Genomic DNA, 26,243 nt, shown 5'->3' with positions numbered 1-26,243 from the left:
GAAAGCCCTCTCTTGAGGGCCTCCTTAGGGATACTGTTTGCGCCGTTTTACCGTTGTTTTCGACCTGGAAAATCCACGATAGGACATCGGGGATGATATTGATAGTTTCCAAACCAAGTTTGGCTTACTACTCTCACATCCACACCCGTCCTAATTGCCAAAGGGTATCGATCGCAAAAACATAACGGCAGTCACCAACGCCTCAGTATCCTCTGGCCATCTTACCCCATTCCCCTGCGGGATCTGTCAAGGGCCTAGCAAGAAGTCCCTCTTCGGATCCCCTGCTCTGTGGCTTTTTGGGGTACGGTAGGAGCATGCGGGTTAGGTAGCTCCCGCAAAGGGGAGAATCTCTGCGTGCATCCGTTTTGGAATGTCCCTATTGAAACGTCCTTCTAGCCATGCTGGGTTCTCTGTTGGACAACATCTACGGCGCCTGGTTCCTGCCAGAACGTACCTTTCGCTTGCTGCGGCAACAGCCTGTCCTCTGGCAGGCGTTTGGGGTGGTAGCGCTGCTCAACATCCTCGAGGCCATTCGCCGCTTCGGGTTCAACCTGCCGAGCCTAGTACTGGCAGTCCTGGCGGGATTCCTGGGCTGGGTGAGCTTGGCAGCTTTGTTGCAGGGCCTGGCCTTTTGTTTTGGGCGGGCTGCCCCCTCCTTTGCGGCCCTGCTTTGCCTGACGGGTTTTGCCGGCCTGCCCTGGCTTCTGCTGGGGCCTGCCCAAGCTTTGGGCGGGGTTGCCGGATCCCTGTTGGGCTTGGTGGCCCTGGTGTGGTTCGGGGTTTGGCAAGTGCGGGCGGCGGCGGTGGCCCTGGATCTAGAGTGGTGGCGTCTGGTAGGCCTGATCCCGATGGCCTTTCTGGGAGGGATCCTCTCCCTGAACTGGTTGACCAGTGGCCTCTTGGCCTTGGCCTCTCTGGGCTAGAGGTTAGCTAGGTACTCGTTGCAGCTCCGGTCTTTCCTCAGGGAGGATGGCGCCCTCTACGGGGCAAACCTGGAGACAGATGCCACAGTCAATGCAAGCAGCAAAGTCGATCCAGAAGTAGTCGGTGCCTTTGGCATTTTTGCCGTTCCCAGGGTGAATACAGGCAACCGGGCAAGCCTCCACGCAGTCGGCAACGCCTTCGCAAACGTCAGTAACAATGGTGTGCGGCATGGATCCCTCCCGCGGACGCTTCTTAGTCCTGTTGGCCAAGGCAGCTAGCCTCAAGTCCGTCCGCCCTCTGCCCCTGCATGGCGGATGGCTTTGTCATTCTAGGCGAAAACGAGCGTAAATTCTTGGGGAGCCACCGCCAAAGAGCGCACCCGCAACTGCTAGCGAAGGCGGGGAGAGAGGGTGGAAGTTTGGGCTAAGCTTTCCCTGAGGGAATCCAAATTAAACGGGAGCGGCAGCCATGCGGTGCTCGTGGCCCCTGGCGCTAGGCCTAGGTTGGGTGCTCACCTGGTCGAGTGCTAGCCTACCCACCTGGTCCCAAGGTGTGCAACAGCAAGCCTCGCTGGCCTGGACTGAAGCCTACGTGGCAGCGCTGGAGCGCCAAACAGACCTGGTGCTGACCCGGGAGCCACTGTCAGCCCCTCTCACCCGCCTGGAATTGGCCCGGTGGTTAACCGAATTTTTCGGCTACGTGCCCAACCCCAAGCAGGTGCAAGAGATTCGCGACCTTGAGCCCAATACCCCTGACTATTGGACGGCGCAGGCGGTGCTACAGGCAGGGGCCATGCGTCTTTACGAAGGCAACGAGTTCCGCCCCCAAGGGGATCTCACCCGCCTAGAAGCTCTAGCCATCCTGGTGCGGGCCTTGCGATTGCCTGCTCCCAGCCAGGCTGACATCGAGCGCTGGATGGCTCTGTACACCGACGCTGCTGAGGTGCCAGAGGTGGGGCGAGCTCTTGTGGCTATGGCAGGGGAAGCGGGCCTATTGGTGAATGTGCCGGATCCCGCCAAGCTGCGGCCCAACCGGATCCTCAGCCGTGGTGAAGGAGCAGTGCTGCTGCACCAGGCGCTGGTACATCGCGGAAAGCTGCCGCCTCTGCCGCCTCCAGTAGCCCAACTGCGTCCTTCCCCGGCGCCAGTGGCCAAAAGCGTTCAGCCTGAAATCTTGCAAACACGAGTCATTCCTGAAGCGGGAGTGGTGCTGCCAGGGCAAACCCTGACGGTCGAGGCCCAGGGCACCCCAAACGGCAAGGCCAGCGTGGATATCGGCGACCTGGTGCGGGGCTTGCCCATGGAGGAGGTGCAGCCCGGCTACTACCGCGCCGTTTACACCCTTGGCCCCCAGGACAGCGCCCTCAGCCCTGACATCCGCATTCAACTTAGCCTCAACGGGCTGGAGACCCGTGTTCAGCGGCGGCTCCCTCAGTTAGCCTTGGGCAAGGTTGCTCCCCCGAGAGTCGAGCCGCTGTTTCCTCCTTCGACCCCTCTGCCCCAGCCGGCCCCTGCCCCTCCTACCCCCCCGGCCGCCAGCCACGGCCCTCGCATCACGGCCATTCGCCTGCATCCCCAGCGCGACCTAGTGGAAGGGGATATCCTCACCATCGCCATCTGGGGGGACTCAGGGGGAGTGGCCCAATTTGACCTGGGCAACCTGGCCCTAAACCAGCCAATGCGGGAGGTGCAGCCTCACCACTATGAGGGCACCTACGTGGTGGCTCCCACCCACCAGGCCACCAATCCCACCTTGCGGGTTGTGCTTACCAAAGACGGCCTCAGCCAGGAGTACCGGGAGATCTTTCCTTTCTCAATCGATGGATCCAAAGGAACCCGCCCCACCATTCAGCCGGCTTCTGGGCCTGTGGTCGCCGAGCCGCCTCGGATTTTCAGCGTTACCACCAACAGCACCAACCTGCGCAGGGGCGAGATCCTCAGAGTAACAATGCAAGGGGATCCCGGAGGGCGGGCCGCTTTTCGTATTGTCGGGGTAACTCCCGAGGTAGAGATGCGGGAGGTGGCACCGGGTCTCTATGAAACTCAGCAGCAACTGCCCTCCAACATGCAGCCAGTTAACAACGGCATCATCGAGGTAATCTTGGAGCGGGGCGGGCAAAGGGCCATCCAAACCAGCCCCTCGCCTATTACCATTGCTCCTTGACCATGCGATCTCTCTAGGGCTGGCCCGTGTGGGAGGGGCCAACTAAAAACAGCATGATTCCTGACGCAGGGAGATCTAGTACGCCTTTGCCGCTTTTTCAACCAACACCCCATAGACCTTGGGGCTACAAAGTCAAGGATGGTATGTCCTATCGGGAAGAATCGTGCCCGTCAAATCTTTGAGCCATCCCCATCCAAGATTGAGCCTGGCACCTGCTAGGTTGGCTTCCCTAAGCTGAGTGCCCAGCAGCTTGGCCCAGCTCAGGTCGGCCCCACTTAGGTTGGCTTGGCTCAAATTAGCCTCGTCCAAATCAGCCCCAATGAGCTGAGCTCTGCTCAGGTTGGCCCCAGTGAGGTTGGCACCTCTTAGGTTGGCGCCTCTCAGGTCGGCCCCAGCCAGGTTAACTTCTTGCAGATGGGCTCCGCGCAGGTCGGCATCGCGCAGATCGGCCCTGCTTAGGTTGGCCCCAATTAGGTTAGCGTCGCGCAGGTCGGTTCCACATAGGTTGGCTTCACCCAGGCTAGCTCTGCTCAGGTTGCTCCCGCTCAAGTTGGCCCCGCTCAGGTCAGCTCCGCTTAGGTTCTTCAGGCCGGCCTGACTGTTGACGATTTCCCAGACTAACCGCCACTTGGGGTCTAGCTGAGTCGTTTCAGAAATAACCGACCCCCTCAGCTTGGCGTTGCTCAGGTCAGCCCCGCTCAGGTTGGCCTCCCTTAGGTTAGCCCCACCCAGATCAGCCTCCCTCAGGTTGACCCCGCTCAGGTCGGCACCGCTCAGGTTGGCTCTGTATAGATTCTTTAGGCTGGCCTGACCGTTGACGATTTCCCAAACCAGCCGCCACTTGGGATCTAGCCGGGTTGTTTCAGAAATAGCCGACCCCCTCAGCTTGGCCCACCTCAGGTTGGCTCCCCTCAAGTCGGCCTCACTCAGGTTGGCTCCACTCAGGTTGGCCCAGGTTAGTTTAGCTCTGCTCAGGTTGGCCTTGCTCAGGTTGGCCCCCCTCAGGTCGGCACCGCTCAGGTTGGCTCTGCTCAGGTCGGCCCCCCTCAAATTAGCCCACCGGAAGTCTCGCTCGCTAGCGCCATACTTCGCTCGAATATCTCCAACCTGTCGCAGGGGGATCTGGTACGCCTTTGCCACCTGTACAAGCCAGGGATCCCCCGAGTTCAGAAGCGTTTCCCAAGCAGCAAACTTCACTTCCCAATCCCCATCTTCGTGCAGGGCTTTGATGAGAAGCTGCGCCCCTTCTTCTCCATGGTGGAGAGCCTCTTTAAGGGCCTCGATGCGGACCTGGGGATCCGGACTGGCCAGGGCTTGTCGAATAGCCACCAGGTTACCCAAGGCTCGATCCAATCCGCCAGGCCCTTGTCCGCCCGAAACAGTATTGAAGTTTTCCGCCACCGTACTGCCTCCTGGCTAGACGTTAGCTTGGCCTCAACAGCCCCATGCTGCCTCGTGAGAGTAAGTCAGCCCCCTCAAAAGCAGGGATTCTTTCAAGCACTCTGGGCCGATAGAGACGAGCACTTAGTGGAGCCGAGCCCAGATAGATCCCACCCAGCCGCCATGGAAGTGAAATCCACACCCACAAATTTTTGCCGTAATCAGCAGACCCTCCAACTGTCGCCAATTCCAACAGTCTGAGTAGAGCCAAGTCTTGAGTCTACTTGTGCAGAATGTACTCCCTGGCTAGACGGCTACCTCAAAGGGATCGGCGCTGGGCTGGATCTGGGTGGACAGTTTGGGAATTACCTGCAGCTTGAACTGTTGCTCGAAGACCTTTTTCTTCTCGTTCAAGCTCCACAGCTCTAGGGCGCAGTCGTCGTTGGGATGCTTGGGATCCAAAATTAGCTCCATGCGGCGGGGGCCCTCTCCCAAAAGCTGGAAACGGCAGTGCACCGCTTGGATGGCCTGCAGGCGGCGGCGATCAAGAGCACAGGCTATGCGCAGCAAGGGGCTAAGTTCCAGTACCACTTGGCGATCCCGCTCGTTGGTGAGGCGCTGGAAGTTCTCGTGCTTCTTCTTGGGGGGCGACTTACGGTGGTAGCGGGCTAGGTTGGCAATCACCTCCACCTCTTCCTCGTTGAAGCCCAAGAGTTCCCCGTGGCGGATGAGGTAGTAGGAGTGTTTATGGTGGGCGGCATGGCTGATGAAGTGGCCGCAGTTGTGCAGCATGGCCGCCGCCCAGAGGAGAGCTCGCTCCCGGGATCCCCAGCCGTGCAAGATGCCACGGGTTTGATCGAAAAGGCTGAGGGCAAATTCTGCCACCCGCTCGGCATAGGGGATCTCGACTTGGTATTTCTCTGCCAACTTGAGGACGCTACGCCGCCGCACCGAGCTGTGGTAGCGCAGCCGATCTTCAATTAACCCTTGGCTGATCATCCAATCCACGATCAGCCCTTCCCGCAAGGCCCGCTCGCAAAACTGGATCTGCTCCACCCCCAGCAGGGTCATCACTTCCTCCAAAATGACCGCCCCAGCTAGGATAATCTCTCCCCGCCTTTCCCCTAGGCCAGGTAGCTTTTGCCGCTCGGCCACGGTGAGGGAGCGCAGCTCCTTGATGTAGCCGCGCAGGGCTTCCAGGCTAAACCTGTACCCGTGCAGGCGAGTGGGGGGATCGCCCAGGCGGCGGCGGGCATCCAACTGGGCCAGGCACTCCACGGTGCCGGAGGTGCCCACCAAGGCCAGGGATCCCGCCTGGGGAGACGACTCGACAATGCGCCGCATCTGCTCGATGGGAGCTTCCAACATGCCGCGAATATGCTGCCGCAGCGCCTGCAGCTCACCAGCCGTAGGCGGGTCGTGGTGCAGGAAAGCTTGGGTCAGGCGCACCGCTCCCACCTTGATGCTGCGCAGAAACTCCGGCTCTTGGCCGTTGCCCAAAATCAGCTCAGTGGAGCCGCCACCGATATCCACCACCGCGTGCAGCCGGTTGTGGAACTCCATGGCCGAGAGCACGCCCAGGTAGATGCGGCGGGCTTCCTCCTGCCCTGAGATGAGCTCCACCCGCAGGCCCAGCTCTCGCTCAATCCGCTTCAAAAACTCCGGCCCATTGGGGGCTTCGCGCACGGCACTGGTGGCCACCGCAACAATATCCTGCACCTGAAAGCTTTCGGCAATGCGGCAAAACCGCTCCAGAGCCGTCCGCGCCCGTTCCATGGCAACAGGCGTAAGGGCACCTGTCTGGCTGCAAAACTCCCCCAGGCGGACGGTGGCTTTTTCGCGGGAGATGATGGTGAAGCTGGGGATGTGGGGGTTGATGCGCACCACCACCATATGCAGAGAGTTGCTGCCCACATCAATGGCGGCGATGACGGGGGCAACTCCCGCGTCTGCAATGGAGAGCGGCTTCAGTTCAGAGGCCGCAGAGCGTGTAGCGAGGTTGGCAGGCGAGAGGCTCATGAAGCGAAGGTAGGGGTGGCAACACCTTCTAGAATACTGTGCGCTTTTGCCCCTTTTTCTTGGTCAACCGCTGGCTTTAAGGGCATCTCAGCCAGCCAGCTGTTGGTTGTCCTCCTTGGGGCTGCCCTTGCCTCAGCCTAAGATTAAGTACGAAGTTGTTACCGCGGGTTCCGATGTCTCGACCAGCCGAATCGCCTCAACAGGCCAGTAGTCCTCTCAAGCTGCTGCGTACTCAGGAGTCTCCCAAGCTGGAGCGCATTCGCCATACCACCTCCCATGTGATGGCTATGGCGGTGCAGAGGCTGTTTCCCAAGGCGAAGGTAGCCATCGGCCCGACAACCGACTACGGCTTCTACTACGATTTCGACCACCCCGAGCCCTTCACGCCAGAAGATCTGGAGCGCATCAAAAAGGAGATGCAGGCCATTATCAAAAAAGGCTTGCCGGTGATCCGCGAGGAGGTGACTCGAGAAGAAGCTAGACGCCGCATCGAGGCTCTTGGCGAACCTTACAAATTGGAGATCCTTGAGAGCATCCCCGAAGGCGAGCCAATCACCATCTACCACCTGGGGGACGAGTGGTGGGATCTCTGTGCTGGCCCCCATGTGGAAAACACCAACGAGCTCAACCCCAAGGCTTTTGACCTGCTCAGCGTGGCTGGCGCCTACTGGCGGGGAGATGCAACCAAACCTCAGCTACAGCGCATCTACGGCACGGCCTGGGAGACGCCGGAGGAGCTAAAGGAATACAAGCGGCGGCTGGAAGAGGCCAAGCAGCGGGATCACCGCAAGCTGGGCAGGGAGCTGGGGCTATTTATCTTTTCCGACGAGGTGGGACCGGGCTTGCCCCTTTGGACTCCCAAGGGAACCCTTCTGCGCTGGGTGCTGGAGGATTTTCTCAAGCAAGAGCAGCTCAAGCGGGGCTACTTGCCAGTGGTCACCCCCCACATTGCCCGCGTGGATTTGTTCAAGATCTCCGGCCACTGGCAAAAGTATCGGGAAGACATGTTTCCCCTGATGGCAGAAAGCGAGGAAGCGCGGGCGGCAGAGCAAGGCTTTGTCATGAAGCCGATGAACTGTCCTTTTCACATCCAGATCTACAAATCGGAGCTGCGATCCTACCGCGACTTGCCGCTGCGCTATGCCGAATTCGGCACTGTCTACCGCTACGAACAATCGGGAGAACTGGGGGGCCTGACCCGCGTTCGCGGCTTTACGGTGGACGACGCCCATCTCTTTGTCCGGCCCGATCAGTTGGAGGAGGAGTTCCTCAAGGTTGTGGATCTGATTCTGGTAGTCTTCGACAAGCTCAAACTCAAGAATTTCCGTGCCCGCCTTAGCTTTCGCGATCCCAAGTCTGACAAGTATCTGGGATCGCCGGAAGAATGGGACATGGCTGAAAATGCCATTCGCCGTGCTGTGGAGAAGTTGTCGATGCCCTATTTTGAAGGGATCGGGGAGGCAGCTTTCTACGGGCCGAAGCTGGACTTTATCTTCCGCGACGCGCTGGATCGGGAGTGGCAGTTGGGCACGGTGCAAGTAGACTACCAAAACCCGCAGCGCTTTGATTTGTACTACATAGCTGAAGACGGATCCCGGCAGCGGCCGGTAATGATCCACCGCGCTCCCTTTGGCTCGCTGGAGCGGCTCATCGGGATCCTCATTGAAGAGTATGCGGGGGATTTTCCCTTTTGGCTTGCGCCGGAACAGGTGCGCATTTTGCCCGTTTCCGACCAATACCTGGGCTATGCCATCCAGGTGCGGGATCAGCTGCGGGAGCACGGGATCCGCGTCCACATCGATGCCGACAGCGAGCGCCTGCCCAAAAAGATCCGCAATGCCGAGAAGGCCAAGATCCCCTTCATGCTTATTGTGGGAGAACAAGAACAGGCAACCGGCACGGTAAGCGTGCGGCAGCGCCACGGAAAAGACCTGGGATCCCTGACAGTGGCTGAGTTCCTGGCTAAGGCGCAAGCGCTTGAGTAGAACCTGCCTGGGAATGGCTTCTTGGGGCTGCTGCAGCCGCCCGTTCCTGGGCCAGGGCCGCCCGCCGTTGCTCTAGGTCGTGAGGAGAGATGCGTCCATAGGTCACGCTCATCTCGGCCAGCCGCTGGGCCAGCTCTGGGCGCAGCATCTCCTCGCGGTAGCGCCAGGCCCAGTTGTTTTCGGCTCTGCCGGGGAAGTTCATGCGCGCCTCTGCCCCCAAGCCCATTACGTCCTGGAGGGGAATAATGGCCAAATCGGCCACGGAAGCAAGGGCCAGGCGGATGAGATCCCAGTGGATGCCAGCGGATCCCTGGCAGCCCAGGTAGCGCAGCAGGTTCTGCTTCTCCCACTCCGGGCGATCCGGATCCTCAAACCAACCCACTATGGTGTTGTTGTCGTGGGTACCCGTGTAGACGACGAAGTTGCGCTCGTAGCTGTGGGGCAGGTGGGGGTTGTCGGGGCCGGCGCCAAAGGCAAACAGCAGGACCTTCATGCCGGGCAGGCTGAATTGATCCCGCAGTTGCACCACCTCTGGCGTAATCTCTCCTCCTAGATCTTCGGCAATGATTGGAATTTCCCCCAGCTTGTCGGCCAACGCCTGAAAGAAATCCGCTCCCGGTCCCTTTTGCCACTCCCCTTCCACCGCCGTTTCTGCCTTGCTGGGAATAGCCCAGTAGCTCTCGAAGCCGCGGAAGTGGTCAATGCGCACATAGTCCACCTGCTTGAGGATGGCCTGGATGCGCCGGATCCACCAGTCGTAGCCGCGAGCCTTAAGCACCTCCCAGTTGTAGAGGGGGTTGCCCCAGCGCTGCCCAGTGGGGCTGAAGTAATCGGGGGGGACGCCGGCTACCCATAGGGGCCGCCCCTCTTCATCGAGCTGAAACAGCTCCCGGTTGGCCCACACGTCAGCACTGTCGGCGGCAACATAGATGGGTACATCGCCAATGAGCTGCACTTGATGCTGGTGGGCATACTCCCTTAGGGATCTCCACTGCTGGGCAAACAGATACTGCCAAAACATCTGGCGGGTGACTGCGTCGGCGTAGCGGTCGCGGGCCTCCTGGAGAGCAAGGGGATCCCGCTGGGCTAGGGCTGGAGGCCACTGAGTCCACTCTTGCTCGCCATACACCTCTTTGAGAGCCATGAAGAGAGCGTAGTCCGGTAGCCAATCCGCCTCCTCGGCACAGTAGGCGTGAAAGGCTTCCCAGTCAGCAGCGCTAGCCTTTTCCTTGAAGGTGGCCCAGGCCCGCTGCAAAAGACCCAGCTTGAAGGGGATGACAATCCCGTAGTCCACCCGCTCAGCATCCCCCGCCTGGATGGCCGGCCACTGGGGCAGATCCTCCCAGGCGTTGGCCTCCAGCCAGCCAGCTTCGACCAGTAGCTCCGGGCTAATCAGCAGCGGGTTGCCGGCAATGGCAGAAAAGCTCATGTAAGGGGAGTTGCCCCAGCCGGTGGGCCCCAGAGGCAGCACCTGCCAGAGGCGCTGGCCGCTTTCTACCAGAAAATCCACAAACCGATAAGCAGCCGGCCCCAGGTCGCCAATGCCAAAGGATCCCGGCAGCGAAGTGGGGTGCAAGAGGATCCCACTGAGTCTGCCCCTGCGCATGGCTGTGCCTTTTTGCCCAAAAGGTATTCCACCGCCTATGCTGTCACTTTTGCAGCTTGATGGAAAGTCCCCGCACGCCCAAGCTAGCTCCTCAAGCCTTGACCGACAGCCCGGTGGCAAGCCCGCACCTCTTCGAGAGTAAACAGGCGGCGAAAGGGAATCCCCATCTGGCAAAAGCGAGCTTCTGCCCCTTCCTGCCGGTCGACTAAGGCGAGGATTCCTTCTGCCCGATAGCCTGCCGCGCGTACCCGCTCTACAACCTTGAGGGCAGAGCCACCCGTAGTGACGACATCCTCCAAGATCCACACTCGACTCTCGGCTGGCAGTTCTGGCCCCTCGATCCAGGCCTGGGTGCCATGAGCCTTGGGCTCTTTGCGGACAATCAGGGCTGCTAGGTTAGCCGGCTGGGCATAAAGAGAAGCCAAGCTCACTGCCGTCACCAGGGGATCTGCCCCCAGCGTCATCCCAGCAACCGCCGCTGTTTCAGGAGGCAATAGCCGATGGAGCAAGGATCCAGCCAGGTAGGCCCCCTGGGGGTGGAGGGTGACCGGCTTGCAGTTGATGTAGTAGGAGCTCTGCCGCCCGGACGTGAGGGTAAAGGATCCCTCGCGGTAGGCCAGCTGTGCCAGCAAATAGAGCAATTTCTCCCGCGCCTCAGCCGGGGAAAGGTTTAAGGGGGAACACTCCAGTAACAACACAGCAGGGATCCAAGTTTTTCCACTGCACTCGTTGCAACGATAGCCGAAGATGGCAGCCCAACAAAGAAGCCCGATCCAATCTGGAAGGGCAGGTACTTTTACCAACGGAAGGAAAGGAGTAGAGTAGAACAGCAGAGTCTCTCAACTACGAGGATCCCATGACGCGAGGCTTTGGACCCTTTGGCAAGATTCAGGAAGCCCTCAAAAAAGCTCAAGAGGTGCGCGACGGCGCCCAAAAGCTGCAAAAAGAGCTAGAAGAAATGGAAATTGTTGGCGAGGCCGGCAATGGCTTGGTGAAGGTGACGGTCAACGGCAACCAGGAGCCCCTTAAGGTGTCCATAGATCCCCAAGTCCTCCAGGAGCCAGTGGATGTGGTGGAGGACTTGCTGCTGACGGCAATGGTAAATGCCTACACCCAGTCGGCTGAGACGATGCGCAAGCGCATGGAGGAACTGACGGCGGGTATCAGCCTGCCAGGGCTGGGCTAATCCTGTGTACACTCGCCCTTTGGCTCGCCTAATCGAGGAGCTGCAGCGCCTGCCCGGCATTGGCTCCAAAACCGCTCAGCGGCTCGCCTTGCACTTGCTCAACAGGCCCGCCCACGAGGTCGAGGCCCTGGCCCAAGCCCTACTGGAAGCCAAGCAAACCGTTAAGCACTGCTCCATCTGCTTTAACTGGTCGGCAGAGGATCCCTGCGAGATCTGCCGCTCCCCCCAGCGGGACCGCCTGCTCTGGTGCGTGGTGGCCGATGTCAGGGATCTCATCGCCGTAGAGCGAACGCGCGAGTTTAAGGGTCTCTACCACGTATTGGGGGGCTTGATCTCGCCCATGAATGGGATCGGGGCTGAGCAGTTGCGCATTCGCGAACTGGTGGCACGGGTGGCGCGGGAGAAGCCCCAGGAGCTCATTTTTGCCCTCAGCCCCAGTGTGGAGGGGGAGGTCACCATGCATGTGGTTAAAGATTACCTGAAGCCGGTTGCCCCCAACCTGCGCATGACTCGTCTAGCTTTTGGCCTGCCCATGGGATCGGAGTTGGAGTATGCCGACGAGGTTACCCTGGCCCGAGCCTTGGAAGCGCGGCAGGAGCTGTAGCAGCAGGCTGCCGGAAGGACTGGCTGGGGAGCTAGTCGGTGAAGCCCAGGATCCAAACTCTCCTAGATAGGATCAGAGCTGGCAAGGCGTTCCGGGAGGCGGGTGGTGGCGCTAAACACTCTGCCCAAATAGCCGCAAGTAGCTCTCTAGCCCCCCAGCCAAGAGGGGCCTTGCCAAGTTAGCCAGCAGGGATCCCACCTCTAGCCTGGAGGTGCTCTCGGCAAGCCTTAGAGGAACTGATGGCTCTCTGGCTGCAGCACTACCTCATTGGGCACGGCATTGGCCGGCAGGGTGAGGACAAAGCGAATGGCCTCGGCAGCCGTGGCGGGGCTGAGCATTTTGTCCCTTTGCACCTTGAGGCTGATGGGATCCCAAAAGGGCGAGTCGATGCCGCCAAAGTAAAACAGGGTAAAGCGCACCCCAAAGCGCTTTAGCTCATCGGCCATGCACTTGGTAAAGCCGACCACGCCAAATTTGGCAGCACAATAAGCCGAGGCCATGGCCATGGGGTGGCGACCCAGAATGCCGGGGAAGTTGAGAATATGGCCGGACTTCTGCTCCCGCATGGCGTTGGCCACCAGTTGGCTGGTGTAGAAGCTGCCCTTGAGGTTGACCGCCAGCATCCGCTCCAGGTCAGCGGGGGTAATTTGCGGGGCAGGTTTGAGGATGCCGGCGCCGGCCAGGTTGATCAGCACATCGATCCGCCCGTGCCTCTGCAGCGTTTGGGTCACCAGCGCCTCGACCTGGGCGTAGTCGGTTACATCCGTGGGGATCCCTACTCCAGAAGCAGCCCCAAGAGCTACTGCTTTCTCGGCCAAGGTGGCCAGGGGCCCTTCTCGCCGCGCCGCCAGCACTAGATGGGCTCCGGCCTGGGCCAAGAGAGGCACAAGGGCACTGCCAATTCCCCCTGTGGCCCCTGTCACGAGAACAACTGCCTGGGACAACGGAGACACTTCACGTTTCTTAAACTCTTTCCCCCATCATACCTGGGGATCAGCCTTGCTTGAGTGCCGAAGACGAGGGAGCCTAAACGCGACGCAACCGCAGTCGCTGCACCCATTCTTCCCCAAAGCGCAGCCAGTCTGCCATTTTTTCTGGAGTCTCCAGTGGTGGGTAATCCCGCCAAATGACAAGCTGCGGCCCGAATCCCTTCGCATAACAAGGAGGATGCTGCTCCAAGAAGTTGAGGAAACTGGGATGGAAGCGCAGGCGAATCTTAGCCTCATCTTCTCCGCGCAAAAGGTAGCGGCGAGAAAAGTCGGGATGGTTCTCGAAATTGATATCCTGCATGCCAAAAGCTTCAGCAACGTCGTCGAACAAGGGAACTTCTGGGCGCAGCCGAAAACGAGGTAGCCGTAGGTCTTCGCAATAGGCCCAGAAAACAGACAAGTAATAATTTCTTCTTCTTCTGGAATCCTTCCAGCTGTAGTCAAAGATGGCGATTTCGGTTCCATCGTTCAGTCGTTTGAACATCGAGTTGTAGAAACGAGCGCCGCTTCGTTGGAAAAAGCCAGCCTGAAGCAAGCGGGATCGGATCCCTTCGGGTAGCTCCGCCGAAAACGACATTCCCAAACTCCTGGCTACCCGCTCCAAGGCTTCCCGACGCCTCTTCTCTAGATAGGCGATAAGCGCCAGAGGGCCTAAGAAAAAAAGGACGAGAAAAAGGACAAAAATAATAAGACCTGTAACCATCCCATCCAAACCCCCCCTGAGTTTGTAAACTCAGCACCCCCACCCAGAGTACCATAGCAGGCACAAAAAAGGGATCCCTCCAGCAAGAAGGGATCCCGTTCAAAAGCCTTGGTCGAGAACTAATGCTTTAGATGAAAACCTCGATTAGGCGTCGAAATAGAGGGCAAACTCGTAGGGGTGAGGCCGCAGGTTAATGGGGTTGATCTCGTTGTCGATCTTGTACTCGATGTAGGTCTCGATGAGATCCTCAGTGAAGACGCCCCCCTCCAACAAGAAGTCGTGATCCTTCTGCAGGCTTTCCAAAGCATCCAGCAGGGATCCGGGCGTGGAGGGGATCTTGGCTAGCTCCTCCGGCTCCAGATCGTAGATGTCTTTGTCGAGAGGCTCGCCAGGGTGGATCTTGTTCTTGATCCCGTCCAAGCCAGCCATCAGCATAGCCGAGAAGGCAAGGTAAGGGTTGCAGGTGGCATCTGGGCAGCGAAACTCCAGCCGCTTGGCCTTGGGGTTTTTGCCCGTTACCGGAATCCGAATGGCTGCGGAGCGGTTGCCCTGCGAGTAGGCCAAGTTTACCGGCGCCTCAAACCCAGGCACCAGGCGCTTGTAGGAGTTGGTGGTGGGGTTGGTGAAAGCCAGAAGGGCTGGTGCATGCTTGAGGAGGCCGCCGATGTAGTAGAGAGCTATCTCGCTGAGATCCGCGTAGTTGCCTTCTTGGTAGAAGAGGGGCTGGCCGTCTTTCCAGAGAGACTGGTGCGTGTGCATGCCGCTGCCGTTGTCGTTGAAGAGGGGCTTGGGCATGAACGTCACCGTCTTGCCGTGCTTGCGGGCCACGTTCCGGATCACGTACTTGTAAATCATCATGTAGTCGGCAGAGGTGAGCAGGTCGGCAAAGCGGTAGCCTAGCTCTCCTTGCCCGCCAGTGGCCACCTCGTGGTGGTGCTTTTCGATGGGCACCCCCAACTTGGCCATGGTTAGCAGCATCTCGGTGCGGAGGTCTTGGTGGGCATCGGTGGGCGGCACAGGGAAATAGCCTTCTTTGTAGCGCGGCTTGTAGCCCAGGTTGCCCCCTTTTTCCTCCCGGCCTGAGTTCCAGCGGCCCTCAATGGAATCGACGAAGTAGTAGCCGGCGTTCTGAGTTTGGTCAAACCGTACATCTTCAAAGATGAAAAACTCCGCCTCGGGCCCAAAGTAAGCCGTATCGGCAATGCCTGTCGATTGCAGGTAAGCCACAGCCCGCATGGCTAGGCTCCGAGGACAACGGCTGTAGGGCTGGCCGGTGCGGGGTTCAATGATGTTGCAGATGAGGCTGAGGGTAGGCACTTGGAAAAAGGGGTCGATCCAGGCCGTTTTGGGGTCTGGCACCATGTACATGTCCGACTCGTTGATGGATTTCCAGCCCCGGATGCTGGAGCCATCAAAGGGCAGCCCTTCGCTAAAAACTTGCTCCGTCAACATTGAAGAGTGGAAGGAGACATGCTGCCAGGTGCCAAAGAGATCCACAAACTTGAGATCCACCATCTGGATATTGTTGTCGTGGATCATTTGGAGCACTTCTTGTGGGGTGGATGCCATGCCTTTCTCCTAACTTGACTTGGGTTGCGGTTGAAACTAAGACAGGCCGAAAGCGCTCACCCATCCTAGAAAGGCCGACACCAGCTTTTTGTATCTTCTGATACAAAGATGACCTGGTTCCAGCCTTCCCTTCGTCAAAGAGCAGCTCACCGGCAATCCGCGGGAGAACGAAAATGAAACTGACAAGCCCTGGCCTCCTTGAGGCTGCGGAATCGTGTTAGGCTAAAGCGTAGTCATTACGAGTTTGACTTAGCAGTTCCGTTGCAGAAGGAGAGATAGAGCAATGACAAACCAAGGTCGGGTTGAGAATGTGGTCATTATTGGCTCGGGCCCTGCTGGGTTGACTGCAGCCATTTACGCTGGGCGCGCCAACCTGAAGCCGGTGGTGTTCGAGGGGTTTCAAGTGGGCGGGATCCCGGGTGGGCAACTGATGACCACCACCGAGGTGGAGAACTTTCCGGGCTTTCCCGAGGGCATCAGCGGTCCCCAACTGATGAAGAACATGCGGGCTCAGGCCCAGCGGTGGGGGGCGGAGCTGTACGCCGAGGATGTCACCTTTGTGGATCTCAGCCAGCGGCCTTTTGTAGTCCGCTCTGACGAACGGGAAGTGCGCACCCACAGCCTCATTATTGCCACCGGGGCTACGGCCAAGCGCCTGCACCTGCCTGGAGAGGAGATCTACTGGAACCGGGGCATGTCGGCCTGTGCTGTCTGCGATGGGGCCATGCCCATGTTTAGGGGAGCGGAACTGGTGGTGATTGGCGGTGGCGATACCGCCTGTGAGGAGGCCACCTACCTAACTAAGTTTGGATCCCATGTCCATATGCTGGTGCGCAGTGGCAAGATGCGGGCCAGCAAGGCCATGCAAGACCGGGTGCTCAACCACCCCAAGATTACGGTGCACTGGCACACGGAGGCGGTAGAGGTTCTGGGCGACGGCCAGCGCCTGACGGGCGTGAGGGTGCGCAACAACCAGACCGGCGAGCTGCAGGAGATGGCGGTAGGGGGGGTATTCTACGCCATTGGCCACAAACCCAACACGGACTTGTTCAAGGGGCAGCTGGAGCTGGATGAAGCTGGCTACATTGTCACCCGCCCTGGTTCTGTAGCCACCAGTGTGGAGGGGGTATTTGCCGCTGGGGACGTGCAGGATCACGAGTTTCGTCAGGCCATCACCGCTGCCGGCACCGGCTGTATGGCAGCCATGCTGGCGGAGCGCTGGCTCTCGGAGCGAGGTCTAGCTCAGGAATATCCCGTTGTCCCGCCGAGCCAGCCGGAACTTGCTTCTGCTATCGAGGTAGAGCCTACGGGAGGCTCCGCTGTCGAGGAGGCCGGTTTTGAGCAGGAGGTGCAAGAGGACCTCGACTTCAACCAAACTTGCCATGAAGGGGGCTATGCCCTGCGGCGGCTTTACCATGAGAGCAATCGCCTGCTGATGGTCAAGTACACGGCTCCCACCTGTACCCCTTGCCATGCCCTCAAGCCAATCCTGAACAAGGTCATTGAAGAGTTTGCCGACAAGCTGCACGTGGTGGAGATCGATATCGAGAAGGAGCCGGAGATTGCCGAGGCCGGCGGGGTAACCTGTACGCCAACGGTGCAGTTTTTCAAAAACAAGGAGCTGGTGGCCCAGGTGGTGGGCGTCAAGCCCAAGTCCCACTACCGCGAGGTGATCCAGGCCAACTTGTCCGAATCAGCCTAGTCTACCAGCTAGTCGGCAAAGGCACTGGAGTAGGCGGCCTGTAGAGCTGCCAAAGAGACCGACAACACGGGATCCCCTTCTGCAGTAGTCACCACCAAGGGATCCGCGGGCCCGCCCACCTCTCCTAGAAGCTGCCACTGGCGGGGAAGCTGCGACTCTAGGTAGGCTTCCCAAGGGGAGCGCTGGGCTGGATCGACGGAAACGAGGATGCGGCTGGATCCCTCGCCAAAGAGAGCTAGATCCCAACGGGTAGACGGAGAGGGGATCCAGATCTTGGCCCCTCGTCCGCCGCTGAGGCAGGCTTCCGCCAGCGCCACGGCTAGTCCCCCCTCACTGCAGTCGTGGGCAGAGCGCACCCACCCCTGCCGAATGCCGTGGCGGCAGGCCGCTTGCACCTGCCTTTCCAGTTCCAGATCCACGGGCGCGGGCCGGCCTGTAACTTTCTGGTAAATGACCGCCAAGTACTCACTTCCCCCCAGGCTGGTAACGGCCTGGGATCCCAAGAGGTAGATGAGATCCCCTTCTTGCTGCCACCCCTGGCCACAGATGAATTTCAAGTCCGGAATGAGACCCACCATGCCGATGACAGGAGTGGGGTAGATGGCCTGGGATCCCTTCTCGTTGTAGAGGGAGACGTTCCCCCCGGTTACCGGCGTGCCCAGGGCGCGGCAGGCATCCCCAATCCCCCGACAGGCCAGGGTCAACTGCCAGTACACCACCGGATTTTCCGGGTTGCCGAAGTTAAGGTTGTCGGTTACCGCCAAGGGATCTGCCCCCACGCAGGAAAGGTTGCGGGCGGCTTCGGCCACCGCAGCTTTGGCCCCCTCATAGGGATCCAGGTACACCCAGCGACCATTGCCGTCTACGGTGGCGGCAATCGCCTTGCGGGAAGCCTGCAGGGGTGGCACCTCGCCTACGCCAAATTTCTGGGGGCGGATGCGGATGACTGCCGCATCTCCCTGTCCCGGCCAAAGGACGGTGTTGTTTTGCACCTGGTGGTCGTACTGGCGATAGATCCAGGCTTTGCTGGCCAGGGTGGGGCTTGCCAAAAGCTGTAGCAGCACCTGCTCCCACGCCAGCGTTTTCTGGGGTAGGTGGATCCCTTGCCGGTCGCAGAGGGGAAGGGTACTGGGATCCCATTGCCAGGCTGCCTGCACATACTCTGGCGGCTCTGGCAACACGGGACGGACGTAAACAGGGGTATCCTCCGCCAAGGCCCGCGCCGGCACTCGCACCACGCAGGATCCCTGGTGCCAGATCTCCACCAGCGGCTCGGCAATGACTTCCCCAACCACGCTGGCCTGCAGGCCCCAGCGGTGGAAGATCTCCATGACCTCTGCTTCCCGGCCTTTCTGCACCACCAGCAGCATCCGCTCTTGGGACTCCGAAAGGAGGTATTCCCAAGCTTCCATGCCGCTTTCCCGGGCCGGCACCCGGTCGAGGTCAAAGCGGATCCCCACCCCTCCCTTGGCCGCCATCTCCGCGGTGGAGCAGGTGATCCCGGCAGCGCCCATGTCCTGCGCAGCCACCACTGCTCCTGTGGCAAAGGCCTCTAGGCAGGCCTCGATGAGACATTTGCCGAGGAAGGGATCCCCCACCTGCACGGCTGGCCGGTCTTGGTGCGCATCTTCTTTCAGCTCGGCGCTGGCAAAGCTGGCCCCGCGGATCCCATCCCGCCCGGTGGTGGCGCCGACATACAAGACAGGGTTGCCCACCCCCCGCGCTGCCGACTTCACCACTGCTGGTGCCTCCAAAAGCCCCAAAGCCATGACGTTGACCAGAGGGTTGCCGCTGTAGCAGGGATCCACGGCCACTTCGCCCCCCACCGTGGGCACCCCCACGCAGTTGCCGTAGTGGGCGATCCCCTCCACCACTCTGGCCATCAAGCGGCGGTTGCGGGGATCCGTCAGCGGCCCAAAGCGCAGGGAGTTGAGCAGGGCAATGGGGCGGGCGCCCAGGGTAAAGATATCGCGTAGGATGCCCCCCACGCCGGTGGCCGCCCCCTGGAAGGGCTCCACGGCTGAAGGGTGGTTGTGGGACTCGATTTTAAAGGCCAGCCAGTCCCCATCCCCCAAATCCACCACGCCGGCATTTTCCCCCGGCCCCACCACCACCCGCTCGCCCGCAGTGGGAAAGTTTTTCAGCAGAGGGCGAGAGTTCTTATAGCAGCAGTGCTCCGACCACATCACCCCAAACATGGCCAGCTCGGTGGGGTTGGGATCCCGGCCCAGTTGCTGTTGGATCTGTTGATACTCCTGGGAAGAGAGGCCGTGGAGCTTCAGCTCTTCAGGGGTAGGGGGCATAGGCACCAAGGCTAAGTCAACAAAGCTGGCCCTAGAAGGCGGGCCTGGCGCTCTTCCAGTATGCGGCGCAGGCGGGGCCACTGCTGCAGCTCAGGGTCTTGGGCAATCAGCTGCTCTGCCGCCTGGCGGGCCAACTGCAGCACCTCTTGGTCGTCCATGAGGCTGGCCAGGGCAAAGTCGGGCAGCCCCGACTGGCGGGTGCCCATCACCTCCCCTGGGCCCCGGAAGCGCAGGTCCATCTCGGCAATGAAAAAGCCGTCGTGGGACTGCTCCAGGACTTTGAGGCGGCGCAGGGCCTCTTCGCTTTCGGAGGAGGTCATGAGGATGCAATAGGCCTGGTCGGAGCCCCGTCCTACCCGTCCCCGCAGTTGGTGGAGCTGGGAGAGGCCAAAGCGCTCGGCGTGCTCTACCAGCATCACCGAGGCGTTGGGCACATCCACGCCCACCTCCACCACCGTGGTGGAAACAAGAATATCCAGCTCCCGCCGGCGAAAGGCCTCGATAACCGCCTCTTTCTCGCTGCTGCTCAGGCGCCCGTGCAGCAGGCCCACCCGGAACTGGGGGAAGACTTTCTCCTGCAGGCGCTGGTGCTCTTCGATGGCCGACTTGAGATCCAGCTTCTCCGACTCCTCAATCAAAGGCAGCACCACGTAGGCCTGCCGCCCCTGGGCAATTTCCCGCTCGATAAGCCGCACCACCTGCAGGCGATCCCCCGGTCGAGCTACCACCGTATGCACCGGCTTGCGCCCCGGGGGCAACTCGTCAATCTGGGTTACGTCCAGATCCCCGTGCAGGGCCAGGGTGAGGGTGCGGGGGATGGGCGTGGCTGTCATGGTCAGGACATCGGGGTGATCCCCTTTTTGTTGCAGGGCAGCCCGCTGCTCTACCCCAAAACGGTGCTGCTCGTCGATGACTACTAAGCCCAGGTTGCGAAACTGCACCGCCGGCTGGATGAGGGCATGGGTGCCGACTACCAGGGGCAGCTCCCCGGTTTGCAACTGCCGCAGGATCTCGCGCCGCTTGGCGGGGGGTGTGGAGCCAGTCAAGAGTTCAACGGGCACTTGCAGTTGGCTGAGCCACTCCACCAGTTTGCGGTAGTGCTGCTCGGCCAGGACTTCGGTGGGGGCCATGAGGGCCGTCTGCCAGCCGGATTGAATGGCTGCCAGCAAGGCCGCCACCGCCACCACGGTTTTGCCGGATCCCACGTCCCCCTGCAGCAGGCGGTTCATGGGCAAGGGATCCCGCAGATCCGCCAGGATCTCATCGATGGCCCGCTGCTGGCCCGCAGTAAGCTGGAAGGGCAGGATCTGGTAGAAGCGATCCAAGAGCTCCCCTCTGGCCGGCTGGTAGCGAGGTACAGCTTGAGCTTGGGCGCGGTAGCGCTGCCGCCGCTGCAAGAGGCTAAGTTGCAGATAGAAAAACTCGTCGAACACCAGCCGCCGCCGGGCTTGGGCCAGCAGCTCTCGCGTTTCAGGAAAGTGAATCTGCTGCAGGGCAAGGGGCAAGTCCAAAAGCTGCAACTGCCGCTTTAGGTTCTCTGGCAAGGGATCCTCCACCAAGGCGGCTGCTGGCAGGGCAAGCTGGACGGCCTTGCGCACCAGATCGGCGGGGATCCCTTCTGAGAGCGGGTAAACGGGCAGGATCTTGCCCAGCTTGTCCGGATCCTCGCCCTCTCCCCCTAGCACCTCCAGTTGCGGGTTATCCAGCGTCAGGCCAAAGCGGCCTTTCTTCACCAAGCCACTGGCCGCCACCACTGCTCCCTTGGGGTATTGCCGCTCTAGGGCTGCCTGCCAACTGCGCTGGGCAAATTGCCGCCCGCTGTAGAAGCGGCTGAGGGTGACTATGCCGCTTTTGTCGGCAATCTTGAGGTTCAAGATGGTCAGCAAGGGGTTCTTGGGGCTGGTGAAGCAGCTGCAGCTTTTCACCGTCCCCACCAGGGTGACCGTCTCCCCCACCTTGGCCTGGCGAATGGGCACCCGGCGAGAATAGTCCAGGTGATCCCGTGGGAAGTAGTAGAGGGCATCGCGCACAGTATGCAGGCCCAGTTGCGCCAGCTTCTCCGCTGACTTGGGGCCAATGCCTTTGAGAAATTGCAGCGGCTGCTCCAAGCTAAGGCCCTTGGGCGGGGGCAAAGCAGGGCTAGGTGGGGCAAAGTGGGCTTGTTCTTGCTGGCGCCGGAGACGCTCCAGCCAGCGACGGGTTTCTGCCACCAGGTGCTGCCGCTCCGACAGCTCTAGCTGGGGGTAGAGGCGATAGCGGGATCCCAGCTCCCGCCAGCGCCGTCGCTCTTCCCCATCCAGCTTCCAGACAGGGGGGGGATCCTGTGCAAACACGCTCTGCAGAAATTGGGAGAAGGTCTGCTCTCGCCCTCGCAGGTCGGTAAACCCCACCTCTGCTTCTAGGGAAAGGGCGCGCTGAACTCGCTGGAGATCCACCTGGGTCAAGCTGCTTCCGGGCTGGCTGCTGGTAGTATCTCTTATCCAACTTTAGCCAATAGCAACACTCACCCATTTGACCACTAAAAAGGGCCTACCCAGGGGTAGGTCCTGCAGAGCAGCCTTTTGCTAGAAACTAGCTGCGAGCCAGGGCGGATCCCAGGAGCACGGCCATCACTGCCGGCACTAGGGCAATGGCCAGGATGGTGAAAACCTGTGCGTCGGTCATAGCCAACTCCCTAAAACCCTGCCCCCCACTTTACCTTGGCCGGCGGCCAGACCCAGGGCCGAAAAACATTCTTTACAAAGCCTCCTCTGGCCCCTGGGGATCCCCTGGCCTAGCCCCCCTGTGTTACGATGTTGCTCCGTAGGGCTGTCGCGACGGCAGGGCGCTGCTGGGCTTTTTTTGTCGGCAACGTTTGCTTTTGGTGTCACCATGGTAGCCGCTCCCCAAAGCTTGACCACTCCCCGGGACAACCTGGCCATCTTGGCGGAAACGGATCCCATCGTTTACCGCCTGATTCAGCAGGAGCTGAACCGGCAGCGGGATCACCTGGAGATGATTGCCAGCGAGAACTTCACCTCGCCGGCTGTCCTGGCGGCCCAGGGATCGGTGCTCACCAACAAGTACGCCGAGGGGCTGCCCGGCAAGCGCTACTACGGTGGCTGCGAGTTTATCGACGAGATCGAACAACTGGCCATCGACCGCGCCAAGCAACTGTTTGGAGCAGCCCACGCCAATGTGCAGCCTCACTCCGGCGCCCAGGCCAACTTTGCCGTTTTCCTGGCCCTGCTGCAGCCGGGAGACACGATCATGGGCATGGATCTCGCCCACGGTGGCCACCTTACCCATGGCTCGCCAGTCAATGTCTCCGGCAAGTGGTTCCGCGTGGTGCACTATGGGGTGGATCCCAAGACGGAGCGAATCGATTTTGACCAGGTGCGGGATCTGGCCCTGCAGCACCGGCCCAAGCTCATCATCTGCGGCTATTCGGCCTATCCCCGGGTCATTGACTTTGCCGCTTTCCGTGCTATTGCCGACGAGGTGGGGGCCTATCTGATGGCAGATATTGCCCACATTGCCGGCCTGGTGGCCACTGGGCACCACCCTAACCCCGTGCCCATCTGCGATGTGGTAACTACCACTACCCACAAGACGCTGCGGGGGCCACGCGGGGGCCTGATTCTCACCCGCGACCCGGAACTGGGCAAAAAGCTGGACAAGGCGGTGTTCCCCGGCAGCCAGGGTGGGCCGCTAGAGCATGTCATTGCCGGCAAGGCGGTGGCCTTTGGGGAAGCGCTGCAGCCCAGCTTTGTCCAGTACTCAGCCCAGGTAATCGCCAATGCCCAGGCGCTGGCGGCGACTCTACAGCGGCGTGGCATCCGCTTGGTTTCGGGGGGCACCGACAACCACCTGATGTTGTTGGACCTGCGCTCGGTCTCGGCGGTGCTGGAGAAAAACGGGGCAGCAGATCCCGTGATGACGGGCAAGCGGGCGGATCGCCTGATGGACGAGATCCACATCACCGCCAACAAAAACGCCATCCCCTTCGATCCGCAGCCGCCCCTTGTGGCCAGCGGCCTGCGTCTGGGATCCCCGGCCTTGACCACCCGCGGCCTAGGGCCGGCAGAATTCGAGGAAATCGGGGAGATCATTGCCGATTGCCTGTTCCGACCGGAGGATCCAGGCGTTCTTGAAGACTGTCGTCAGCGGGTTGCTCAGCTCTGCCGCCGTTTTCCGCTCTACCCTCACTTGGGATAACCGCCATCCTCGCTACGGCCTGCCATGCCCTACTTGGTTGCCTTTCTCGCTGCTGCCTGTGTGGTCTTGTGGGCAACCCCGGTGGTGAAGGCGGTCGGGATCCGCAGCGGCCAGTTGGATTTTCCTGACGAGCGCAAGATCCACCGGCAGCCGATGGTGCGCCTGGGGGGGGTCTCCATCTTTTTCGGCAACCTGGTGGCGCTGCTTGTGCTTTGGGGAGCCGGAGCCTTTGCCGGCCTGCGCCCCGAGCAGGAGTACGAGATCTGGGGGGTGACGATTGGCGGCGTTTTGTTTTTCCTAATTGGCTTGGCGGATGATCTGTTTCAGTTGTCGCCTTTTTCGCGCCTGGCGATGCAATTTGGAGTGGCTGCGGCGGCTTGGGGAGTGGGGGTGCGCATCGAATTTATCAACCTGCCGCGGATCGGCATCTGGCCGTTCCCTGCATGGCTGAGCCTAGTGATTACCTTGCTGTGGCTGGTGGGGATGGCCAATGCCATCAACTTTATGGACGGGCTGGATGGCTTGGCGGCAGGGGTGTCGGGGATCGCGGCAGTCGTGATGCTGATGGTAACCCTGCTCTTGGATCGGCCGGCGGCAGCCATGCTGGCGGCAGCCTTAGGGGGGGCTTGTCTGGGGTTTTTGCGCTACAACTTTAACCCGGCGCAGATCTTCATGGGGGATGGGGGAGCCTACTTTCTCGGCTTTACCCTGGCCGGGATCGGGGTCATTGGGGTGGCCAAGGGGGTGACCACCCTGGCGGTGACTCTGCCGTTTTTTATCCTGGCCGTGCCGATTCTGGATATGTCTGCTGTGATCCTCAAGCGCTTGGCCAGAGGCAAATCCCCTTTCCATCCCGACAAGGGCCACTTGCACCATCGCCTGCTCAAGGCTGGCCTGTCCCAGCGGCATTCGGTGCTGCTGATTTACGCCATGACCCTCTGGGGGGGATCCCTGGCCCTGGCCTTGGCGGGCTTGCCGGCAGGGGGCACCTATCTGGGCGGGGCCTCGCTGGTGTTGGCGGGGGTGGCTTGGGGAGCTTGGCAACGGCATCGCCAGCGGCAACAGTCTTCTGAGGATTCCGAAGCTCAAGCAGAGCCCATCAACTCAAAAAAGGATTAAGCTCGGCTTGTTCCCAGCCGCCTGCCTGCCTAGACTGGAGGGGATCCCGTCTGCCGCCTTGACCAATGCGTCCTACACCGGAGCTGGCAGCCCTTTTGCGCCGCACCGCCGATCGCCTGCAAGCTCAGCACTGGGGTTTTTGGGATCGCGAGTACTGCTGGCGGGATAGCACCCGCTGCAATTGTGGCCTTTTGGTGCGGGAAGCCCTGGGCTGGGATCAGCAGCAGCTTAGCCTGCACATCCACCGCGGCACCTGGCGCTCCATTGCCCAAACGGCCTACCGCACCGCTGCCTATGTCGCGAGGGATCCTTCCCACTGCGAGGCTACGGGCCTACGGCTGGGATATGTGTTTGAAAAGATGGCAGAGCTGGGGTTTGACCAGCCAGAAGACTTTGCCGCTCTCGAAGAGCTAAGCAATCCGGTCATCCTGGCCCGCCTGGCCGAAAAAGGGGTAGAGCCGCTGCGGCGTGACTACGCCCCCCACGTGGCCCTCTACATGCGGGAGCTGGCCGACTGGATTGAGGAGCAACTGCAGGCCCAGGCTCAGCTCAGCCCCTTGACTCAACCTCTGCCCAAAGCTAAGGCAACAGAAGTAGCCGTCCGCCAGCCGCTACGCCTGCGGTGAGGGGCAAATCCCTCAGTTGGAGTCTTCCACCATCAGCACGTGGGTTGGGATTTGTGGAGGAAGAAGCTTGCGGCCCGACAAGAAAGCTAGCTCGATTAGAAAAGCAAACCCGCCTACCTGGGCGCCACTCTGAGCCACCAGTTCAGCCGTGGCGGCGGCGGTGCCGCCAGTTGCCAAGACGTCATCGACAATCACCACCCGATTGCCAGGGCGCAGGGCGTGGGCTTGTAGTTGGAGCTCGTCTTGGCCATACTCCAGCGTGTAGGTTTGGCTGAGCACTGGCGGCGGCAGTTTGCCGCGCTTGCGAACGGGGACAAACCCCAAACCCAGGTGTTGGGCCAAGGCAGCCCCCAAAATAAACCCTCGCGACTCAATGCCCACCACGTAATCTAGGGATCCCATGGTGGCAGTGCCGGCGGCCAACTGTTCGATAGCGGCCCGAAAGCCCGCTGGATTCTGCAGCAAAGGGGTTATGTCGCGAAAGAGGATCCCGGGCTTGGGAAAATCGGGCACTAGGCGGACAAGGGGGCGCAGATCCATGAGTTCTCCTGGCTCAGCAGTGGCCAGCTCAAAGGGTGTAGAAGGCCGCTCCCAGCAACCCATCATAGCCGCTCAGAGCCTTAGCGAACGGGTTTCCTTTTGGCCAAGCTGGCAAGGCCGGAGATTATAATTGCAAGGCTAGGGGCCGCGGCTCATTCTTTTTGTTCCTGACCTTGGAGATTTCCCATGCGCTATTACATGGCCATTGACTCCAACCCCCTGGCAAGTTTGCCCCTGGCGCTGTTTGGGGTAGGCAGTGAGTCGGCCTACGTTGACCTGCTCCAGGACAAGCTAGTAGTGCGGGCGGGCAACTTGTTCAACGAAACCTTTTCTCTAGGCGAGCTGGGACGCGGGGAGCGCTTCTCTTGGCCCTGGTTCTACGGCCTGGGCGTGCGCACCGATTTCCAGGGACTGGTTGGCGCGGTAACCAGCACCCAGGGGGTGATCGCCATTCCGCTGCTCCAGGAAAAGATGCTTTTCATTCCCTTGGTAGGTCCCCTGGGGCTGCAAGTACCCTGCAAAAAGCTGGTCTTCAGCCTCCGAGATCCGGATACCTTTTTGGCCAATTTCAACCAGGAGCGCCCCAATGGCGGGCCCAAGAATGTGGTGATCGAGTAGCTAGGGCCGG

22 protein-coding genes and 1 other RNA gene are annotated in these 26,243 nt (G+C 60.5%); 10 read left to right on the top strand and 13 right to left on the bottom strand.

Annotation, left to right across the window (positions count from 1 at the left end):
- Positions 1 to 26: 26 nt before the first annotated feature.
- A non-coding RNA gene (ssrS, locus tag NW808_RS03150) (6S RNA) lies at positions 27 to 212 on the bottom strand.
- Positions 213 to 398: 186 nt separating this feature from the next.
- Here ssrS and NW808_RS03145 point away from each other — a divergent pair.
- A complete protein-coding gene (locus NW808_RS03145; protein ID WP_414420251.1) occupies positions 399 to 923 on the top strand; it encodes a hypothetical protein in 525 nt (174 codons plus the stop codon).
- A 3-nt stretch (positions 924 to 926) separates the two neighbouring features.
- Here the strand turns inward: NW808_RS03145 and NW808_RS03140 are convergent, their stop codons facing one another.
- Positions 927 to 1,154, bottom strand: coding sequence for an indolepyruvate ferredoxin oxidoreductase subunit alpha (locus tag NW808_RS03140; RefSeq protein WP_414393171.1), 228 nt, complete (start codon positions 1,152 to 1,154; stop codon positions 927 to 929).
- Between the two features lie 238 nt (positions 1,155 to 1,392).
- Between NW808_RS03140 and NW808_RS03135 the strand changes: the two genes are divergently transcribed.
- Positions 1,393 to 3,087 carry an S-layer homology domain-containing protein gene (locus tag NW808_RS03135; RefSeq protein WP_414420250.1) on the top strand — a complete coding sequence of 565 codons (1,695 nt, stop codon included), beginning with the start codon at positions 1,393 to 1,395 and terminating at the stop codon, positions 3,085 to 3,087.
- A 132-nt stretch (positions 3,088 to 3,219) separates the two neighbouring features.
- On the opposite strand, the gene NW808_RS03130 is transcribed toward NW808_RS03135, so the two are convergent.
- Positions 3,220 to 4,488 (bottom strand): pentapeptide repeat-containing protein, encoded by a 1,269-nt coding sequence (locus tag NW808_RS03130; RefSeq protein WP_414420249.1) that lies wholly within the window; start codon positions 4,486 to 4,488, stop codon positions 3,220 to 3,222.
- A gap of 285 nt (positions 4,489 to 4,773) precedes the next feature.
- The gene (locus tag NW808_RS03125; protein WP_414420248.1) at positions 4,774 to 6,486 is read right to left on the bottom strand and encodes an HD domain-containing protein; all 1,713 of its coding nucleotides are present in this window, start codon (positions 6,484 to 6,486) and stop codon (positions 4,774 to 4,776) included.
- 173 nt (positions 6,487 to 6,659) lie between these two features.
- On the opposite strand from NW808_RS03125, the gene thrS reads away from it, so the two are divergent.
- The gene (thrS, locus tag NW808_RS03120; RefSeq protein ID WP_414420247.1) at positions 6,660 to 8,471 is read left to right on the top strand and encodes a threonine--tRNA ligase; all 1,812 of its coding nucleotides are present in this window, start codon (positions 6,660 to 6,662) and stop codon (positions 8,469 to 8,471) included.
- Here thrS and malQ read toward each other — a convergent pair.
- Both malQ and pyrE read right to left on the bottom strand, forming a co-directional pair.
- On the bottom strand, positions 8,449 to 10,077 hold the full coding sequence (gene malQ / locus NW808_RS03115; protein ID WP_414420246.1) for a 4-alpha-glucanotransferase: 1,629 nt from the start codon (positions 10,075 to 10,077) through the stop codon (positions 8,449 to 8,451). The two genes, thrS and malQ, sit on opposite strands and share 23 nt — an antisense overlap.
- Positions 10,078 to 10,160: 83 nt before the next feature.
- A complete protein-coding gene (gene pyrE, locus NW808_RS03110) occupies positions 10,161 to 10,775 on the bottom strand; it encodes an orotate phosphoribosyltransferase (protein ID WP_414405508.1) in 615 nt (204 codons plus the stop codon).
- Between the two features lie 158 nt (positions 10,776 to 10,933).
- Between pyrE and NW808_RS03105 the strand changes: the two genes are divergently transcribed.
- Positions 10,934 to 11,263, top strand: a complete 330-nt coding sequence (locus tag NW808_RS03105; RefSeq protein WP_414411018.1) for a YbaB/EbfC family nucleoid-associated protein — start codon at positions 10,934 to 10,936, stop codon at positions 11,261 to 11,263.
- 4 nt (positions 11,264 to 11,267) lie between these two features.
- The gene (gene recR / locus NW808_RS03100) at positions 11,268 to 11,867 is read left to right on the top strand and encodes a recombination mediator RecR (RefSeq protein ID WP_414393157.1); all 600 of its coding nucleotides are present in this window, start codon (positions 11,268 to 11,270) and stop codon (positions 11,865 to 11,867) included.
- Between the two features lie 227 nt (positions 11,868 to 12,094).
- On the opposite strand, the gene NW808_RS03095 is transcribed toward recR, so the two are convergent.
- The 3 genes from NW808_RS03095 to glnA all read right to left on the bottom strand — a co-directional run bounded on the left by NW808_RS03095 (position 12,095) and on the right by glnA (position 15,128).
- Positions 12,095 to 12,820 carry an SDR family oxidoreductase gene (locus NW808_RS03095; protein WP_414420245.1) on the bottom strand — a complete coding sequence of 242 codons (726 nt, stop codon included), beginning with the start codon at positions 12,818 to 12,820 and terminating at the stop codon, positions 12,095 to 12,097.
- 73 nt (positions 12,821 to 12,893) lie between these two features.
- Positions 12,894 to 13,433 (bottom strand): hypothetical protein, encoded by a 540-nt coding sequence (locus NW808_RS03090; RefSeq protein WP_414420244.1) that lies wholly within the window; start codon positions 13,431 to 13,433, stop codon positions 12,894 to 12,896.
- A 270-nt stretch (positions 13,434 to 13,703) separates the two neighbouring features.
- On the bottom strand, positions 13,704 to 15,128 hold the full coding sequence (gene glnA, locus NW808_RS03085; protein ID WP_414405511.1) for a type I glutamate--ammonia ligase: 1,425 nt from the start codon (positions 15,126 to 15,128) through the stop codon (positions 13,704 to 13,706).
- Between the two features lie 283 nt (positions 15,129 to 15,411).
- Here glnA and trxB point away from each other — a divergent pair, with 283 nt between their 5' ends.
- Positions 15,412 to 16,830, top strand: coding sequence for a thioredoxin-disulfide reductase (gene trxB, locus NW808_RS03080; RefSeq protein WP_414420243.1), 1,419 nt, complete (start codon positions 15,412 to 15,414; stop codon positions 16,828 to 16,830).
- An 8-nt stretch (positions 16,831 to 16,838) separates the two neighbouring features.
- On the opposite strand, the gene purL is transcribed toward trxB, so the two are convergent.
- The 3 genes from purL to psaM all read right to left on the bottom strand — a co-directional run bounded on the left by purL (position 16,839) and on the right by psaM (position 21,797).
- Positions 16,839 to 19,133, bottom strand: coding sequence for a phosphoribosylformylglycinamidine synthase subunit PurL (gene purL / locus NW808_RS03075; protein WP_414420242.1), 2,295 nt, complete (start codon positions 19,131 to 19,133; stop codon positions 16,839 to 16,841).
- An 11-nt stretch (positions 19,134 to 19,144) separates the two neighbouring features.
- On the bottom strand, positions 19,145 to 21,568 hold the full coding sequence (recG, locus tag NW808_RS03070; protein WP_414420353.1) for an ATP-dependent DNA helicase RecG: 2,424 nt from the start codon (positions 21,566 to 21,568) through the stop codon (positions 19,145 to 19,147).
- Between the two features lie 136 nt (positions 21,569 to 21,704).
- Positions 21,705 to 21,797 (bottom strand): photosystem I reaction center subunit XII, encoded by a 93-nt coding sequence (psaM, locus tag NW808_RS03065; protein WP_414332959.1) that lies wholly within the window; start codon positions 21,795 to 21,797, stop codon positions 21,705 to 21,707.
- Between the two features lie 207 nt (positions 21,798 to 22,004).
- Here psaM and glyA point away from each other — a divergent pair, with 207 nt between their 5' ends.
- The 3 genes from glyA to NW808_RS03050 all read left to right on the top strand — a co-directional run bounded on the left by glyA (position 22,005) and on the right by NW808_RS03050 (position 25,075).
- Positions 22,005 to 23,330, top strand: coding sequence for a serine hydroxymethyltransferase (gene glyA / locus NW808_RS03060; RefSeq protein ID WP_414393144.1), 1,326 nt, complete (start codon positions 22,005 to 22,007; stop codon positions 23,328 to 23,330).
- Positions 23,331 to 23,354: 24 nt separating this feature from the next.
- A complete protein-coding gene (locus tag NW808_RS03055; RefSeq protein WP_414420241.1) occupies positions 23,355 to 24,449 on the top strand; it encodes a glycosyltransferase family 4 protein in 1,095 nt (364 codons plus the stop codon).
- 65 nt (positions 24,450 to 24,514) lie between these two features.
- Positions 24,515 to 25,075 (top strand): hypothetical protein, encoded by a 561-nt coding sequence (locus NW808_RS03050; protein WP_414346830.1) that lies wholly within the window; start codon positions 24,515 to 24,517, stop codon positions 25,073 to 25,075.
- A 12-nt stretch (positions 25,076 to 25,087) separates the two neighbouring features.
- Here NW808_RS03050 and NW808_RS03045 read toward each other — a convergent pair whose 3' ends face one another.
- Positions 25,088 to 25,615, bottom strand: coding sequence for an adenine phosphoribosyltransferase (locus NW808_RS03045; RefSeq protein WP_414346831.1), 528 nt, complete (start codon positions 25,613 to 25,615; stop codon positions 25,088 to 25,090).
- Positions 25,616 to 25,801: 186 nt separating this feature from the next.
- Here NW808_RS03045 and NW808_RS03040 point away from each other — a divergent pair, with 186 nt between their 5' ends.
- Positions 25,802 to 26,233, top strand: a complete 432-nt coding sequence (locus NW808_RS03040; RefSeq protein ID WP_414420240.1) for a hypothetical protein — start codon at positions 25,802 to 25,804, stop codon at positions 26,231 to 26,233.
- Positions 26,234 to 26,243: the final 10 nt, after the last annotated feature.

The sequence above is a fragment of the Synechococcus sp. W70.1 genome, from assembly GCF_047461515.1.
Classification (GTDB): domain Bacteria; phylum Cyanobacteriota; class Cyanobacteriia; order Thermostichales; family Thermostichaceae; genus Thermostichus.
The sequence above is the reverse complement of the archived record's forward strand: the minus strand, read 5'-3'. Positions and strand labels throughout refer to the sequence as shown.

What these genes read in the sequence shown, in the direction of transcription:
- NW808_RS03135 (WP_414420250.1), top strand. Translation starts at nt 1,393, where the DNA reads ATGCGGTGCTCGTGGCCCCTGGCGCTAGGCCTAGGTTGGGTGCTCACC.
- NW808_RS03050 (WP_414346830.1), top strand. Translation starts at nt 24,515, where the DNA reads ATGCGTCCTACACCGGAGCTGGCAGCCCTTTTGCGCCGCACCGCCGAT.
- glnA (WP_414405511.1), bottom strand. Translation starts at nt 15,128, where the DNA reads ATGGCATCCACCCCACAAGAAGTGCTCCAAATGATCCACGACAACAAT.
- NW808_RS03045 (WP_414346831.1), bottom strand. Translation starts at nt 25,615, where the DNA reads ATGGATCTGCGCCCCCTTGTCCGCCTAGTGCCCGATTTTCCCAAGCCC.
- malQ (WP_414420246.1), bottom strand. Translation starts at nt 10,077, where the DNA reads ATGCGCAGGGGCAGACTCAGTGGGATCCTCTTGCACCCCACTTCGCTG.
- NW808_RS03040 (WP_414420240.1), top strand. Translation starts at nt 25,802, where the DNA reads ATGCGCTATTACATGGCCATTGACTCCAACCCCCTGGCAAGTTTGCCC.
- glyA (WP_414393144.1), top strand. Translation starts at nt 22,005, where the DNA reads ATGGTAGCCGCTCCCCAAAGCTTGACCACTCCCCGGGACAACCTGGCC.
- NW808_RS03145 (WP_414420251.1), top strand. Translation starts at nt 399, where the DNA reads ATGCTGGGTTCTCTGTTGGACAACATCTACGGCGCCTGGTTCCTGCCA.
- NW808_RS03105 (WP_414411018.1), top strand. Translation starts at nt 10,934, where the DNA reads ATGACGCGAGGCTTTGGACCCTTTGGCAAGATTCAGGAAGCCCTCAAA.
- NW808_RS03140 (WP_414393171.1), bottom strand. Translation starts at nt 1,154, where the DNA reads ATGCCGCACACCATTGTTACTGACGTTTGCGAAGGCGTTGCCGACTGC.
- thrS (WP_414420247.1), top strand. Translation starts at nt 6,660, where the DNA reads ATGTCTCGACCAGCCGAATCGCCTCAACAGGCCAGTAGTCCTCTCAAG.
- NW808_RS03125 (WP_414420248.1), bottom strand. Translation starts at nt 6,486, where the DNA reads ATGAGCCTCTCGCCTGCCAACCTCGCTACACGCTCTGCGGCCTCTGAA.
- purL (WP_414420242.1), bottom strand. Translation starts at nt 19,133, where the DNA reads ATGCCCCCTACCCCTGAAGAGCTGAAGCTCCACGGCCTCTCTTCCCAG.
- NW808_RS03090 (WP_414420244.1), bottom strand. Translation starts at nt 13,433, where the DNA reads ATGTCGTTTTCGGCGGAGCTACCCGAAGGGATCCGATCCCGCTTGCTT.
- NW808_RS03055 (WP_414420241.1), top strand. Translation starts at nt 23,355, where the DNA reads ATGCCCTACTTGGTTGCCTTTCTCGCTGCTGCCTGTGTGGTCTTGTGG.
- trxB (WP_414420243.1), top strand. Translation starts at nt 15,412, where the DNA reads ATGACAAACCAAGGTCGGGTTGAGAATGTGGTCATTATTGGCTCGGGC.
- psaM (WP_414332959.1), bottom strand. Translation starts at nt 21,797, where the DNA reads ATGACCGACGCACAGGTTTTCACCATCCTGGCCATTGCCCTAGTGCCG.